Here is a 14679-nt window from a genome sequence, read left to right as displayed (position 1 = left end):
GCAGCTCCTACCCGGGCCAATCCCCAATTGAGAACCTCTGCCAATTGACGCCAATCCCCGCCCCATGCTCTCCTACGCAACTTGTTACGGGTGCCCTTCACAGGGTGAAACGGGAAACCGGTGAATCATGTGCTTTACTAGAAGCTCATGTCAGTCCGGTGCTGCCCCCGCAACGGTAAGCGAGCGAAGAGTCAGATCCACTGTGCCAGCAGTACGGCATGGGAAGGCGACTCTTGCAGGTACAGGCGCAAGCCCGCACCCCTCGCGAGCCCGGAGACCGGCCCGCAACACATGGCGAACATCAGGTTCGCCGACCAACAAACCCGCGGTGGGCGGGCGCTGTTTGAGCCTCTGCGTGCCCGTTCGCAGGGGTTTGCCATGCGCTCCATAACCCCGCTGACAGACCAGAGGGAAGCGCCATGTCGACCATCAGCACCACCGGTAGCCGTACCACCAGCAGTACCACGACCCTGACCCAACGCCTGACCGCCGCTGTTTTCGCGTCGATCCTGGGCGCCGGCCTGGTGTATTTTGCCGGTTTCTCGCACATCGAGGCGGTGCACAACGCGGCGCACGATACCCGTCACAGCTCCGCGTTCCCGTGCCACTGAGACCTGCCCAGATGATCAAGCGTATCGCGCAAACCGCAGGTTTTACCGGGTTGCTGGCCGCCCTGCTGCTGACCCTGCTGCAAAGCCTCTGGGTCTCTCCGCTGATTCTGCAGGCGGAAACCTACGAACAATCCGAACCTGCCACGGTTCAAGTCCACGAACACGCAGCCGGCGCTACCGCAGCGCACAGCCACGACGCTGAAGCCTGGGAACCGGAAAACGGTTGGCAACGCCTGCTGTCGACCACTGGCGGCAACCTGGTGGTCGCCGTGGGTTTCGCCTTGATGCTGGCCGGCCTCTACACCCTGCGCGCGCCAACTCGCACGTCCCAGGGCCTGCTCTGGGGCCTGGCCGGCTACGCGACCTTCGTCCTGGCGCCAACCCTGGGCCTGCCGCCTGAATTGCCGGGCACTGCAGCAGCCGACCTGACCCAGCGGCAGATCTGGTGGATTGGTACAGCCGCTTCCACAGCGGTCGGCATTGCCTTGATCGTCTTCAGCCGTCACTGGTTGATGAAGGTCCTTGGCGTGGCGATCCTGGCCGTGCCACACGTGATCGGGGCACCACAACCCCAGGTGCATTCGATGCTCGCGCCAGAGGCATTGGAAACCCAGTTCAAAATCGCTTCGCAGTTGACCAACGTGGCGTTCTGGCTGGCACTGGGCCTGATCAGCGCCTGGCTGTTCCGGCGCAAAAATCCGGATCATTACCCGGCATGACCCAAGCTGGCAGAGTGCCGACGCTGGTCGTCGGCCTTGGCTGCCAGCGTGGCTGCCCTGTCAGCACGCTGCGGGCGCTGCTGGACCAGGCGCTGCAGGCCCACTCTATCGAGCTCGAGCAGATCAGTGCCTTGGCCAGCATTGACCTCAAGCGTGAAGAGCCAGGCCTGATTGAGCTCGGCGTCCAGCTTGGGCTTGAGGTGCAGTTTTTCAGCAGTGAGGCACTGGCCAGGTATCAGGGCCAGCTCAGCCATCACTCGGACATCGCCTTCGAACGTACCGGCTGCTATGGAATCGCTGAAAGCGCTGCCCTCGCCCTGGCCGAACAGTTGGCCCGCACACCGGCAAAATTGTTGATTTCACGACAAAAATACGCCCAGGCCACCCTCGCATTGGCCCGCGCCGTTTAAAATCCCCGATAATCCCATGTCTGATCATGAGCAATCTTCATCTGAAGCCTGCCCATGTCGCTTTTTCACAGGATACGACGATGACCGTCTACTTCATCGGCGCCGGCCCCGGCGACCCGGAACTGATCACCGTCAAAGGCCAGCGCCTGATTCGCAGCTGCGCCGTCATCATTTATGCCGGCTCGCTGGTCCCCGCCGCCGTGCTGGAAGGCCACCACGCTGAGCAGGTGGTCAACAGTGCCGAACTGCACCTGGAACAGATCATCGAACTGATCAAGGCCGCCCACGCCAAGGGCCAGGATGTGGCAAGGGTGCATTCCGGCGATCCGAGCCTGTATGGCGCCATCGGCGAACAGATTCGCCACCTGCGCGAGCTGGACATTCCCTTTGAGATCGTTCCCGGGGTGACGGCCACGGCAGCCTGTGCCGCGCTCTTGGGTGCTGAATTGACCCTGCCGGACGTTTCCCAGAGCGTGATTCTGACCCGCTACGCCGACAAGACGGCGATGCCGGCCGGTGAAGAACTGGCCAGCCTGGCACAACATGGCGCGACCATGGCGATCCACCTGGGGGTCAGCCACCTGCGCAAGATCGTGTTGGAATTAATCCCGCATTACGGTGCCGATTGCCCGATCGCGGTGATTCACCGGGCGAGCTGGCCGGACCAGGACTGGGTGGTGGGGACTTTGGCAGATATCGCCGGGAAGGCTGAAGCCAAGGGCTTTCGGCGTACAGCGCTGATTCTGGTGGGTCGGGTGTTGGGCAGTGATCAGTTCAGCGAGTCTTCGCTGTATCGTGCGGGGCATGCGCATCTGTACAGGCCTCGAGAATAGAAGGTCTTTTGGCTTCAGGCATAAAAAAACGGCACTCACGGGTGCCGTTTTTCGCTTGCGCAGCGAACACCTTACTTAGTAGTAGGCGTTTTCTTTCTGCGTATGGTCAGTCACATCGCGCACGCCCTTGAGCTCTGGCACACGCTCGAGCAAGGTGCGCTCGATGCCTTCGCGCAAGGTCACGTCTGCCTGACCGCAGCCCTGGCAACCGCCACCAAACTTGAGGACGGCGATGCCGTCGTCGACCACATCGATCAGGCTGACCTGGCCGCCGTGGCTGGCGAGGCCCGGGTTGATCTCGGTTTGCAGGTAGTAGTTGATGCGCTCGTTGATCGGGCTGTCGGCGTTGACCATCGGCACCTTGGCGTTGGGTGCCTTGATGGTCAACTGGCCGCCCATGCGGTCGGTGGCGTAGTCGACTACCGCGTCGTCCAGGAACGCTTCGCTGAACGAATCGATGTAAGCGGTGAAGCTCTTGAGCCCCAGCGCCGTGTCTTCAGGTTTTTCTTCGCCCGGCTTGCAGTAGGCAATGCAGGTTTCGGCGTACTGGGTGCCGGGCTGGGTGATAAAGACGCGAATGCCGATACCCGGGGTGTTCTGCTTGGAGAGCAGATCAGCCAGATAATCGTGGGCGGCGTCAGTGATGGTAATAGCGGTCATGGAAACTCCTCGCAGGCTTGGGCGCAGTTTACGCCAATCAACGCGCGGGACAAAGTCCTAGTATTTTTGTCGGGAAAGAGCCGGCGACGGTTGGGCCCCGGATTTGCCATCAACACGCTGTTTAAGCCACCGATAGCTGGATTTTTCCACCCAGTGGTAGCTGGCCCAGGAGCCCACGGCGATCGCCAGTACGCACAGCACAAACATGACGTAGGGGTTCACACCATACCGTTGTGCGATAAAACCACCTGCGGACAGCACCAGCACATGCATCAGGTACACCGAGTAGGAACAATCGCCCAATAGCTTGAGCGTTCGATTGTGTTCAAAGAAACGCTCAAGCGCCATGCACGCCATGACCAGCACCGCGCTTGGCAGGCCCCAGACCAGAAATCGCGGTTGCGGGGGCGAATGGTAGATCATCAGCAACGCGCCGCTGATGCCCACCAGTGGCAGCCACAGGCCCGGGCGGATCCAGCCGCGGCGGTGCAGCATGCCGATGGCGATCCCCAGCAGGAACTCGTAGACGATGTCCGAGCGATAAAACTGGCTGACCCAGCCATAGCCCGTCCATGCCTGGCACACCGCGAACAATAACGCCGCAACCACCAGCAGCCTCACCTGCAGGCGGAACAACAGCGCCCAGGCGAACAGCACGTAGAAGAGCATTTCGTAGTTGAGGGTCCAGCCGACATTGAGTGTCGGATAAATGCCGTAGCCACCGGGATTTTCGCTGGGAACGAACAGCAGGGACAGGAGGAAGTGCGACCAGTCAACGGTCTGGTCTGGCAGCAGGGGTTGGGCGAACACCACCAGTAGCGCCATCAACAGGGTGTAGAACCAGTAGGCCGGAACGATGCGAAACAGTCGGTACAGCAGAAATTTTCCGGGCGGCAGTGCTTTGCCTTCGGTGGACAGGAAGATCACCAGGCCGCTGATCACAAAGAAAATATCGACGCCCACCGCGCCTTTGTCGATGAACATCTGCCCGATCGGGCCACGGGCCTTGAAGTCGAAGAATATCTGCATGAAATGGTGGCAAACCACCGTCCAGGCGGCCAGAGCGCGTAATGCCTGTACAGAAATCAGCATTGATTGCCCTCCGTTGAACATCCACATACCACCGCAATCGACCTGTGGCAGCGAGCAGGCTCGCTCACACAGGGACATCAGTGTGCCTTGTAGATCGGACAACGCCGCGTCGGCAAAGGTCTATCAAAGATTCTCGTAGCGGTTCATGTCCAGCACGCCCTCTTCCTCCGGCTGGGTCTCGTGCACATACCGGCTCAAGTCGTGAAAGTACTGCCAGAACTGCGGATGGCTGCGGCGGATGCCCCAGCGCTGGATGATTTTCTCCAGGCGGTTGGCGTCCTTGGCATTCTCCATGGCATCAACGAAAGCTGGCACCTGGTCGGCAGGAATGTTGAAGATGAAATTCGGATAGCTGCTCAACACACCTGGAAAAATGGTCAGGGTGTCCAGGCCGGGTTGATAACGCAGTGACTCGCCCAGCAGAAACGCGACGTTGCTGTGGGCGCGATTGCGCAGCAGGCTGTAGACCTCACGCTGACCGCTGGCACTCTGCACGCGCAACAGGGTGGCTTCCGGCAACAGGTCGATGACCCTCAGCCCGGCGGCCGGGCGCGAGGTCAAGCGGCTCAAGGCTTGATCGGCATTCTGCAAGTCCGGGTCGATGTTGGGGCGCGAGCAATACGCGCCCTCACAGCGATTGATCGGGTCGGGGCTGGCGTCGAGGTCGCCGTAGCGGGCCAGCAACTGCCGGGCAAAGTCACGCTTGGGGTCCTTTTCATCGAGCTTGAGCGCAGTGTCCTTGTCGTCGTCGATGCTCTCGTAATCCAGCCACATCTTGATTTTGCCGCTGTTCTGATACCAGTCGTCGAGGTAGCCCTCCCGGGAATCGGCGGGCATCAGGCGCAGGAAGTTCTGCTCGGCGCCATTTCGGATCAGGTCGAAATACAGCCGCGTCTGCGCCTGGTGCGACACGTTGCCGAACACGTCGAAGTTGACCGCCAGCTGGTAATAGGTGCGTTCCAGCAGCGGATAATCGAACAGCCACATCGTTTGCGGCACTTCGCCAATCAAGCCCTTGGTCACCGACGCGCTGTCGAAATGGCGGAAGATGCTCAGCAACGCATTGTCATTGCCCGCCCACAACGTCGACCAGCTCGGCGCCGGCGCGTCGGCATAACTGTCGCGGCGCAAGGCTTCGTACTCATTGCGTTTATTGCGGTAGTCGTGCCACAGGGTCAGCACACTGCCGACGTCATCGTCCTGCCCGGGCATCGCCAGCAGCGGCGTGGCCTGGCCGCGATAGTTGGGGTCGGTGATGTAGAGGTCGTGCTCCGGCGCCTGGAACAGTGCCCAGAAGTTATCGCGGATCACGTCGGTGGCAATCTGGCCACGGCACACCGGACCGCGAATAAAGGTGCGCACGAAGTACTCGGCGTTATCGAGCATGAACTGATAGCGCGCCTGGGCCGGGATCGCTTCGAAGGTACTGAACGGATTGGCCCGCCGTTCAGGGCCATAGCCGGGCAAGGCGTTGACCTGCCAGTTACCGGTGTAGAAAAGGCTCTTGACCCGGGCCATCTTCGGCGCGCTCAACGGGTAGCTGATGTGAGTCTTGTGCACGATCACCCCTTGCACGGGCCGCAGGCGGTAATACACCTGGGTCCCGGGATCGTCGTTGGGACGCCGGGTCTTGATCAGGTCGATGGGCTGGCCGGTGGGTGTTCGCGAGCGCACCCACTGGAAAAAGTGCCCGGGCTCGCCGTCCTTGAAGTACAGGTGGGCCAGGAACCAGTGTTCGAACAACCAGCGCCCCACCAGGCTTTCCCGGGCACCCGGCGCATTGAGCAGGTTTTCCCACTGCAGCACCTGCAATGCTTCCCGGGAGGACGGCTGCAGGCCTTGCTCATCAATGGGCGCACCCGAGGCCAGCCAGCGTTGAAGCGTCTGGTATTGCTGGTCGGTCAGGCCTGTCACTGCGAGCGGCATGCCCTCTTTGGGGTGGGCACCGGCGTAGCCGTCGAATTCGCCCGGCATGGCACACATGTTGGCCCGGTTCAGGCCAAGCGCGATCTCCTCGGGCAGTTTGGCATTGGGCTGCAACGGCGTGCGGTGGCCCAGTTCCAGCATCCGCGCCATCAGGGAAGCCTGGCTCGCCTGGGCGTCAAGCACCGAATAGAAGCCCTTCTGCTGCCAGGCCTGCTTGCCGAACGCATCATAATACAGCCGGGTTGGCGCGGCCGCGCTGGTGCGTTCGCCGTCGTAGACCGGGGTCTTGCTCGCGCCCCGTGCCGCGCCCTCGCCGCTGCCCAGGTTCAACTGACAGGCGGCGTCATTGCAGGCGTGGCAGGCCACGCACTTTTCGGTGAAGATCGGTTGAATATCCCGGGTATAGGAAATGGCCGGCTCCTGCGCCGCAGCGCCCCAGCTCAAACACAGCACAATCATGCTGGTGACGAAGCGATACGACATGTCCCTGGTCCCGATCATGAGAAAACGCCGCGATTCTACCGGCACGGGGCTATCACCAACATGAACGATATTCATGCAAAACCGGTACATGCTCTAAAAGCGCGCAGGTTTGCTATGATCCCGGCCCTTCGTAATGGTCTTTCCGAGTAGTCCACATGTCCGATCGCAGTGTTCGCCTTCAAGCTCTCAAGCACGCCCTCAAAGAGCGCATCCTGATTCTCGATGGCGGCATGGGCACCATGATCCAGAGCTACAAGCTCGAGGAGCAGGATTACCGGGGTAAGCGCTTTGCAGACTGGCCGAGCGACGTCAAGGGTAACAATGACCTGCTGGTGCTGACTCGCCCGGACGTGATCGGCTCGATCGAAAAAGCCTACCTGGATGCCGGCGCCGACATCCTCGAAACCAACACCTTCAATGCCACCCAGGTATCCCTGGCCGATTACGGCATGCAGGGCCTGGCATACGAGTTAAACGTAGAAGGCGCACGCCTGGCGCGCAAGGTGGCTGATGCCAAGACCCTGGAAACCCCGGACAAGCCGCGCTTCGTCGCTGGCGTGATCGGGCCGACCAGTCGCACCTGCTCGCTGTCGCCGGACGTGAACAACCCCGGCTACCGCAACGTGACCTTCGATGAACTGGTGGAAAACTACACCGAGGCGGCCAAAGGCCTGATCGAGGGTGGCAGCGACTTGATCCTGATCGAAACCATCTTCGATACCTTGAACGCCAAGGCCGCGATCTTTGCCGTGCAGGGGGTGTTCGAGGAGCTGGGCATCGAGTTGCCGATCATGATCTCCGGCACCATTACCGACGCCTCTGGCCGCACCTTGTCGGGCCAGACCACCGAAGCCTTCTGGAACTCCGTGGCCCACGCCAAGCCGATATCGGTTGGCCTGAACTGCGCCCTCGGCGCCAGCGAGTTGCGCCCGTACCTGGAGGAGCTGTCGAACAAGGCAGGCACCCACGTCTCCGCGCACCCGAACGCCGGGCTACCCAACGAGTTCGGCGAGTACGACGAGCTGCCAGCGCAAACCGCCAAGGTCATCGAAGAGTTCGCCCAGAGCGGGTTTCTCAACATCGTCGGCGGCTGCTGCGGCACCACCCCGGGCCACATCGAAGCCATCGCCAAGGCCGTGGCGGGATATGCGCCGCGGCAGATTCCGGACATTCCCAAGGCGTGCCGCCTTTCCGGGCTTGAGCCGTTCACCATCGATCGCAGCTCGCTGTTCGTCAACGTCGGCGAGCGCACCAATATCACCGGCTCGGCAAAGTTCGCCCGCCTGATTCGTGAAGACAACTACACCGAAGCCCTGGAAGTCGCCCTGCAGCAGGTCGAGGCCGGCGCCCAGGTGATCGACATCAACATGGACGAAGGGATGCTCGATTCGAAGAAGGCGATGGTGACCTTCCTCAATCTGATTGCCGGTGAACCGGACATCTCCCGCGTCCCGATCATGATCGACTCCTCGAAATGGGAAGTGATCGAGGCCGGCCTGAAATGCATCCAGGGCAAGGGCATCGTCAACTCGATCAGCATGAAAGAAGGCGTCGAGCAGTTCATGCATCACGCCAAGCTGTGCAAGCGCTACGGTGCGGCGGTGGTCGTGATGGCCTTCGACGAAGCCGGCCAGGCTGACACCGAAGCGCGCAAGAAGGAAATCTGCAAGCGCTCCTACGACATTCTGGTCAACGAAGTCGGCTTCCCGCCGGAAGACATTATCTTCGACCCGAACATCTTCGCCGTGGCTACCGGTATCGAAGAACACAACAACTATGCCGTGGACTTCATCAACGCCTGCGCCTACATCCGAGACGAGCTGCCGTATGCGCTGACGTCGGGCGGCGTGTCCAACGTGTCGTTCTCGTTCCGGGGCAACAACCCGGTGCGCGAGGCCATCCACTCGGTGTTTCTGTTGTATGCGATCCGCAACGGCCTGAGCATGGGCATCGTCAACGCCGGCCAGCTGGAGATCTATGACCAGATCCCGGCCGAACTGCGTGACGCCGTGGAGGACGTCGTGCTCAACCGTACCCCGGAAGGCACCGACGCCCTCCTCGCCATCGCCGACAAGTACAAGGGCGACGGCAGCGTCAAGGAAGCCGAGACCGAAGAGTGGCGCGGCTGGGACGTCAACAAGCGCCTGGAGCACGCACTGGTCAAGGGCATCACCACCCACATCGTCGAGGACACCGAAGAGTCGCGCCTGTCGTTCGCCCGCCCGATCGAAGTGATCGAAGGGCCGCTGATGTCCGGCATGAACATCGTTGGCGACCTGTTCGGCGCCGGCAAGATGTTCCTGCCGCAAGTGGTGAAATCCGCCCGGGTGATGAAGCAGGCCGTAGCCCACCTGATTCCGTTTATCGAACTGGAAAAAGGCGACAAGCCCGAAGCCAAGGGCAAGATCCTGATGGCCACGGTCAAGGGCGACGTGCATGACATCGGCAAGAACATCGTCGGCGTGGTCCTGGGTTGCAACGGCTATGACATCGTCGACCTGGGCGTCATGGTGCCGGCGGAGAAAATCCTCCAGGTGGCCAGGGAGCAGAAGTGCGACATCATCGGCCTGTCCGGCCTGATCACCCCGTCGCTGGACGAGATGGTCCACGTAGCCCGTGAAATGCAGCGCCAGGATTTCCACCTGCCGCTGATGATCGGTGGCGCCACTACCTCCAAGGCACACACGGCGGTGAAGATCGAGCCCAAGTACAGCAATGACGCGGTGATTTATGTCACCGACGCCTCCCGCGCCGTGGGCGTGGCGACCCAGTTGTTGTCCAAGGAGTTGAAACCGGCTTTCGTCGAGAAGACTCGCCAGGACTACGTCGAGGTTCGCGAACGCACCGCCAACCGCAGCGCCCGCACTGAACGCCTGAGCTACCCGGCGGCGATCGCCAAGAAGCCGCAGTTCGACTGGAGCACCTACACGCCGGTCACACCGACGTTCACCGGTGCCCGGGTGCTGGATAATATCGATTTGAAGGTGCTGGCCGAATACATCGACTGGACGCCGTTCTTCATTTCCTGGGACCTGGCCGGCAAGTTTCCGCGTATCCTCACCGACGAAGTCGTGGGTGAAGCCGCCACTGCGCTCTACGCGGATGCCCGGGAGATGCTGGACAAGCTGATCAACGAAAAGCTGATCAGTGCCCGTGCGGTGTTCGGCTTCTGGCCGGCCAATCAGGTGCGCGACGACGACATCGAAGTCTACGGCGATGACGGCAAGCCGTTGGCCAAGCTGCATCACTTGCGCCAGCAGATCATCAAGACCGACGGCAAACCAAACTTCTCCCTGGCCGACTTCGTGGCGCCCAAGGACAGCGAGATCACCGACTACGTCGGCGGGTTTATCACCACTGCCGGCATCGGTGCCGAAGAAGTGGCCAAGGCTTACCAGGACGCCGGCGACGATTACAACTCGATCATGGTCAAGGCCTTGGCCGACCGCCTGGCCGAGGCCTGCGCCGAGTGGCTGCACCAGCAGGTGCGCAAGGATTATTGGGGTTATGCCAAGGACGAGACCCTCGACAACGAGGCACTGATCAAGGAGCAGTACACCGGCATCCGCCCTGCGCCGGGCTACCCGGCGTGCCCTGATCACACCGAGAAAAGTACGCTGTTCAGCCTGCTCGACCCTGAAGCCAGCGAAATGCAGGCCGGCCGCAGCGGCGTGTTTCTCACCGAGCACTACGCAATGTTCCCGGCTGCTGCAGTCAGCGGCTGGTACTTCGCCCATCCGCAGGCGCAGTACTTTGCCGTGGGCAAGATCGACAAGGACCAGGTGCAGAGTTACACCTCACGCAAAGGCCAGGAGCTCAGCGTGACCGAGCGCTGGCTGGCACCGAACCTGGGTTATGACAACTAAGATCTACAGATCGCAGCCTGCGGCAGCTCCTACAGGTCATCGGGCTGCGATCTGTCCTGCTTTGTCTATGCTTACCTTTCTCACACAAGTGATGAGGGATTTATGGACGATCCGGTCGACAACAAACCGCCGAGCTTCTGGCAGATGCTACACAGCGTCATGGCTGCGGCGTTCGGGGTTCAAAGCGGGAAGAATCGGGCACGCGACTTCACCCATGGCAAGCCCAGTCATTTTGTCATCCTGGGCATCCTGTTCACGGCGGTGTTTGCCTTGACGTTGTTTGCCATCGTCAAGCTGGTGCTGCACCTGGCCGGCATCTGAGATCGCTGTCAGTGCATCAGGGTGTGCATGCTGAAGGGGTACCGGTAAGACGCCGGGCGGCCTTTTGCCGACAGGCGGCGGAAGTTCACCCGGTAATCGGTCGACGTCTTCATGGCCAGCAGACGCCGGGCCTGTGCCTGATCGACCACTTGCAACAGGGCAAGCATCTGGTCCCGTCCTCCTTGCCGGTTCAGGTCTACACCGAGCTCATGGTCATGCAACTGCACCAGCGCCCAACCCCCAAGGGTAAAGTGCCCGCCCATCAACACGCTCAGGCGTCCGTCAACCTTGGCTTGCAACGCCGAAGGCGAGGTATTGACCGCGCTGAACAGCGCGTCCTTGCCGGGGACCCCGCCAATCTCCGAATACGCCTGCATCGCGCCGAATGCCATTTCGTCATTGGCTGACCACAACAGGCTCACTTTGGGGTAGCGCTGGAACAACATTCGGGCTTGCTCGTACGCCCGCTGCCGGGTCCACCCGCTGTACACCAACTGGCGCAAGCGTACCTGCGGATGTTCGGCCAGGGCGCGATACATGCCTTGCTCGCGTAAATGGGCAGAGGGCGTAATTTTCAAGCCGGAAAAGGCCAGCAACTCGATCACCTGGCCGGGTGCGGCGGGCGGATGCTGGCGGATCAACTCCTTGAGCATCAAATAGCCGCCCTCCTCGTCGTTGGGCACCAGGCTACCCAGCAAGTCCGGACGCTCGCCCAGCAGGCTCTTCTGATTGTCGGTCAGGGACGCGTTGACCATGAACAGCTTGACGCCGCTACCCTGGGCCAGGCGCATGATTTGCGGAGCAACGTATTGCTCGTTGACGAAGATCAGGTAATCCGGACGCTGGGGCCCCTGCAATGCCTCACGGGCTTGCACCACGGTCAATTCCGGCATGCGTTCGCTGTAGCGCACCTGCAAGTCGATGCCCAGGTCATCCGCCGCCGCTCGCATGAACTGTGCGTAGGTCACCCAGAAGGTTTCGTTGGTGCCACCGGGACTGAGGAACAGCACCGACTCGGCGCGCGTGGCTGAGCCGCAGGCAGCGCTGAGTGCCAGCAATAGAGTGAAGCAGTACTTGAGCATTGGTCGTCCGGGCCCCGAAAATCCGCCGCGCATTATAGCCAGCGAAGCCAGGAAAATCGGTCTTTCCGCATGTTTTGTCCGACAATCGTCGGAATCAGGCCCGGACGAGGCGGTTTATTGATGACTGACCCAGAACACGGCAGTGCCCACGACCAGGATGATCAGGAACAAAATCGCCCAGGCATCAACCGTACTGTCGGGTTTTGAAGCTTTGGTAGGGTTGCTCATTGCATCGCCTCTTGTCGGTTTTATCGGTGATTGCACGAAGACTCGCTCACAGTTAAGACGATGATTGCCCACACCACAAACGCGGGTTTGCTAACAACGATTCTCGTTAGTCGTTTTGGTTCTTTACATATACTCAAACATCACTTTTGCGCATAACTACAAACTGGTATCTTGCCCCGGCTCCGTTGGGAGTGCGCGGCCGTGCGCGCAGAATTGCCGAGGCAGTATCGGACTTCAGCAAGCCCCACATGCAGCTGGAACCGACCGGCCCAAGCCTGAGAACAGGACTTATATGTACGTATACGACGAGTACGATCAGCGGATCATCGAGGACCGCGTCAAGCAGTTCCGTGATCAGACCCGACGCTATCTGGCAGGCGAGCTGAGCGAAGAAGAATTCCGCCCCCTGCGCCTGCAAAATGGCCTTTACATCCAGCGTTTCGCGCCGATGTTGCGGGTCGCGGTGCCTTACGGCCAACTGACTTCGCGTCAAACGCGAATGATGGCCAAGATCGCCCGTGACTATGACAAGGGCTATGCCCACATCAGCACCCGGCAGAACGTACAGTTCAACTGGCCGGCGCTGGAAGACATCCCGGATATCCTGGCAGAGCTGGCCACCGTGCAGATGCACGCGATCCAGACCAGCGGCAACTGCCTGCGCAATGTCACCACCGACCAGTTCGCCGGTGTCGCGTTCGATGAGCTGATTGATCCGCGCCCATGGTGCGAGATTGTTCGCCAGTGGACCACCTTCCACCCTGAGTTCGCCTACCTGCCGCGCAAGTTCAAGATCGCGATCAACGGTTCGACCTCCGACCGTGCCGCCATCGAAGTGCACGACATCGGCCTTGAGCCGGTGCACAACGCGGCCGGCGAGTTGGGTTTCCGCGTGCTGGTGGGTGGCGGCCTGGGCCGTACCCCGGTGGTGGGCGCTTTCATCAACGAATTCCTGCCGTGGCAGGACCTGTTGAGCTATCTCGACGCCATCCTGCGTGTCTACAACCGCTATGGCCGTCGGGACAACAAATACAAGGCGCGGATCAAGATCCTGGTCAAGGCACTGACTCCTGAAGTTTTCGCCCAGAAAGTCGACGCGGAAATGGAGCACCTGCGCGGTGGCCAGACCACGCTGACCGAAGCCGAAGTGCATCGGGTGGCCAAGCACTTCGTGGACCCCGAGTACCAGGCGCTGGACAACCAGAGCGCGGCCCTGGCCGAGCTTGACCAGCAGCACCCGGGCTTCGCCCGCTGGCGCACGCGCAACACCCTGGCGCACAAGAAGCCGGGTTACGTTGCCGTGACATTATCGCTGAAACCTACCGGCGTGGCGCCGGGGGACATCACCGACAAACAGCTGGATGCCGTGGCTGACCTGGCCGAACGTTACTCGTTCGGTCAACTGCGCACATCCCATGAGCAGAACATCATTCTGGCGGACGTCGAGCAGAGCCAACTGTTTACCCTCTGGGGTGAACTGCGCGAGCAAGGGTTCGCCACGCCGAACATCGGCCTGCTGACCGACATCATCTGCTGCCCGGGGGGTGACTTCTGCTCCCTGGCCAACGCCAAGTCGATCCCGATTGCCGAATCGATCCAGCGTCGTTTCGATAACCTGGACTACCTGTTCGACATCGGCGAACTGGACTTGAACATTTCCGGTTGCATGAACGCCTGCGGTCACCACCACGTCGGCCATATCGGCATTCTCGGGGTGGACAAGAAAGGCGAAGAGTTTTACCAGGTCTCCCTGGGTGGCAGCGCCAGTCGCGATGCGAGCCTGGGCAAGATCCTCGGCCCGTCCTTCGCCCAGGAAGCCATGCCTGATGTGATCGAGAAGCTGATCAACGTGTACGTCGAACAACGTACCGAAGACGAGCGCTTCATCGACACTTACCAGCGTATCGGCATCGACCTCTTCAAGGAGCGCGTCTATGCAGCGAATCATTAAGAACAACGAAGTCGTCGACGAAACCTGGCACCTGCTGCCCAAGGATTTCAACATCGACGAGATCAGCAACTGCGACGACCTGATCGTCCCGCTGCAGCTGTGGCGTGAACACAGCCGCATGCTCAAGGCCCGCGATGGTGGCCTTGGCGTGTGGCTGGATGCGGATGAAGAAGCGGAAGAAATCGGTGACGACGTGGACCAGTTCCAGGTCATCGCCCTTAACTTTCCCGCTTTCACCGATGGTCGCAACTACTCCAACGCCCGCCTGCTGCGTGACCGCTACGGTTTTAAAGGCGAGTTGCGGGCGATCGGCGATGTGCTGCGTGACCAGCTGTTCTATCTGCGTCGCTGCGGCTTCGATGCCTTCGCATTGCGCGCTGACAAAGACCCGTACGAAGCGCTGGAAAGCCTCAAGGACTTCTCGGTGACCTATCAGGCCGCCACTGACGAACCGCTGCCGCTGTTTCGTCGTCGCTGATGCTGCAAAGGCATGACCC

Annotated in this window: 12 protein-coding genes and 1 riboswitch; of the genes, 8 read left to right on the top strand and 4 right to left on the bottom strand. The window is 60.8% G+C overall.

Annotated features, from left to right (window positions below; translation table 11 throughout):
* Positions 1-71: 71 nt before the first annotated feature.
* A riboswitch (cobalamin riboswitch) is annotated at positions 72-301 on the top strand.
* A gap of 118 nt (positions 302-419) precedes the next feature.
* The 4 genes from HYI44_RS16500 (at position 420) to cobM (ending at position 2573) form a co-directional block, all read left to right on the top strand.
* A complete protein-coding gene (locus tag HYI44_RS16500; protein WP_045057575.1) occupies positions 420-611 on the top strand; it encodes a CbtB domain-containing protein in 192 nt (63 codons plus the stop codon).
* Positions 612-622: 11 nt separating this feature from the next.
* A complete protein-coding gene (locus tag HYI44_RS16495) occupies positions 623-1330 on the top strand; it encodes a CbtA family protein (protein ID WP_225569920.1) in 708 nt (235 codons plus the stop codon).
* Complete coding sequence (locus tag HYI44_RS16490; RefSeq protein WP_225569919.1) at positions 1327-1740, top strand: cobalamin biosynthesis protein; 414 nt, start codon at positions 1327-1329, stop codon at positions 1738-1740. The genes HYI44_RS16495 and HYI44_RS16490 overlap by 4 nt, the downstream gene beginning before the upstream one ends.
* An 80-nt stretch (positions 1741-1820) precedes the next feature.
* Positions 1821-2573 carry a precorrin-4 C(11)-methyltransferase gene (cobM, locus tag HYI44_RS16485; protein ID WP_122840640.1) on the top strand — a complete coding sequence of 251 codons (753 nt, stop codon included), beginning with the start codon at positions 1821-1823 and terminating at the stop codon, positions 2571-2573.
* A gap of 75 nt (positions 2574-2648) precedes the next feature.
* Here the strand turns inward: cobM and nfuA are convergent, their stop codons facing one another.
* The 3 genes from nfuA to HYI44_RS16470 all read right to left on the bottom strand — a co-directional run bounded on the left by nfuA (position 2649) and on the right by HYI44_RS16470 (position 6734).
* Positions 2649-3233: a Fe-S biogenesis protein NfuA gene (gene nfuA / locus HYI44_RS16480; protein WP_045057579.1), complete on the bottom strand. Its 585-nt coding sequence runs from the start codon at positions 3231-3233 to the stop codon at positions 2649-2651.
* Positions 3234-3290: 57 nt separating this feature from the next.
* On the bottom strand, positions 3291-4325 hold the full coding sequence (locus HYI44_RS16475) for an acyltransferase family protein (protein WP_225569918.1): 1035 nt from the start codon (positions 4323-4325) through the stop codon (positions 3291-3293).
* 123 nt (positions 4326-4448) lie between these two features.
* On the bottom strand, positions 4449-6734 hold the full coding sequence (locus HYI44_RS16470) for a fatty acid cis/trans isomerase (RefSeq protein WP_122840642.1): 2286 nt from the start codon (positions 6732-6734) through the stop codon (positions 4449-4451).
* Positions 6735-6889: 155 nt separating this feature from the next.
* On the opposite strand from HYI44_RS16470, the gene metH reads away from it, so the two are divergent.
* Together metH and HYI44_RS16460 are read left to right on the top strand one after the other, a co-directional pair.
* Positions 6890-10600: a methionine synthase gene (gene metH, locus HYI44_RS16465; protein WP_225569917.1), complete on the top strand. Its 3711-nt coding sequence runs from the start codon at positions 6890-6892 to the stop codon at positions 10598-10600.
* A 102-nt stretch (positions 10601-10702) separates the two neighbouring features.
* Positions 10703-10921 (top strand): DUF2970 domain-containing protein, encoded by a 219-nt coding sequence (locus tag HYI44_RS16460; RefSeq protein WP_045057583.1) that lies wholly within the window; start codon positions 10703-10705, stop codon positions 10919-10921.
* An 8-nt stretch (positions 10922-10929) separates the two neighbouring features.
* Here the strand turns inward: HYI44_RS16460 and HYI44_RS16455 are convergent, their stop codons facing one another.
* The gene (locus HYI44_RS16455; protein WP_225569916.1) at positions 10930-12003 is read right to left on the bottom strand and encodes an ABC transporter substrate-binding protein; all 1074 of its coding nucleotides are present in this window, start codon (positions 12001-12003) and stop codon (positions 10930-10932) included.
* A 520-nt stretch (positions 12004-12523) separates the two neighbouring features.
* On the opposite strand from HYI44_RS16455, the gene HYI44_RS16450 reads away from it, so the two are divergent.
* Both HYI44_RS16450 and HYI44_RS16445 read left to right on the top strand, forming a co-directional pair.
* Positions 12524-14182, top strand: coding sequence for a nitrite/sulfite reductase (locus HYI44_RS16450; RefSeq protein ID WP_122840645.1), 1659 nt, complete (start codon positions 12524-12526; stop codon positions 14180-14182).
* Positions 14166-14660 carry a DUF934 domain-containing protein gene (locus tag HYI44_RS16445; protein ID WP_045057586.1) on the top strand — a complete coding sequence of 165 codons (495 nt, stop codon included), beginning with the start codon at positions 14166-14168 and terminating at the stop codon, positions 14658-14660. The genes HYI44_RS16450 and HYI44_RS16445 overlap by 17 nt, the downstream gene beginning before the upstream one ends.
* Positions 14661-14679: the final 19 nt, after the last annotated feature.

The organism is Pseudomonas sp. Y24-6 (genome assembly GCF_020295325.1).
GTDB classification, from domain to species: Bacteria; Pseudomonadota; Gammaproteobacteria; order Pseudomonadales; family Pseudomonadaceae; genus Aquipseudomonas; species Aquipseudomonas gregormendelii.
Note: the sequence above shows the minus strand (reverse complement) of the source record. Positions and strands in the feature narration are given on the sequence as shown.

What these genes read in the sequence shown, in the direction of transcription:
- HYI44_RS16500 (WP_045057575.1), top strand. Translation starts at nt 420, where the DNA reads ATGTCGACCATCAGCACCACCGGTAGCCGTACCACCAGCAGTACCACG.
- HYI44_RS16495 (WP_225569920.1), top strand. Translation starts at nt 623, where the DNA reads ATGATCAAGCGTATCGCGCAAACCGCAGGTTTTACCGGGTTGCTGGCC.
- HYI44_RS16490 (WP_225569919.1), top strand. Translation starts at nt 1,327, where the DNA reads ATGACCCAAGCTGGCAGAGTGCCGACGCTGGTCGTCGGCCTTGGCTGC.
- cobM (WP_122840640.1), top strand. Translation starts at nt 1,821, where the DNA reads ATGACCGTCTACTTCATCGGCGCCGGCCCCGGCGACCCGGAACTGATC.
- nfuA (WP_045057579.1), bottom strand. Translation starts at nt 3,233, where the DNA reads ATGACCGCTATTACCATCACTGACGCCGCCCACGATTATCTGGCTGAT.
- HYI44_RS16475 (WP_225569918.1), bottom strand. Translation starts at nt 4,325, where the DNA reads ATGCTGATTTCTGTACAGGCATTACGCGCTCTGGCCGCCTGGACGGTG.
- HYI44_RS16470 (WP_122840642.1), bottom strand. Translation starts at nt 6,734, where the DNA reads ATGTCGTATCGCTTCGTCACCAGCATGATTGTGCTGTGTTTGAGCTGG.
- metH (WP_225569917.1), top strand. Translation starts at nt 6,890, where the DNA reads ATGTCCGATCGCAGTGTTCGCCTTCAAGCTCTCAAGCACGCCCTCAAA.
- HYI44_RS16460 (WP_045057583.1), top strand. Translation starts at nt 10,703, where the DNA reads ATGGACGATCCGGTCGACAACAAACCGCCGAGCTTCTGGCAGATGCTA.
- HYI44_RS16455 (WP_225569916.1), bottom strand. Translation starts at nt 12,003, where the DNA reads ATGCTCAAGTACTGCTTCACTCTATTGCTGGCACTCAGCGCTGCCTGC.
- HYI44_RS16450 (WP_122840645.1), top strand. Translation starts at nt 12,524, where the DNA reads ATGTACGTATACGACGAGTACGATCAGCGGATCATCGAGGACCGCGTC.
- HYI44_RS16445 (WP_045057586.1), top strand. Translation starts at nt 14,166, where the DNA reads ATGCAGCGAATCATTAAGAACAACGAAGTCGTCGACGAAACCTGGCAC.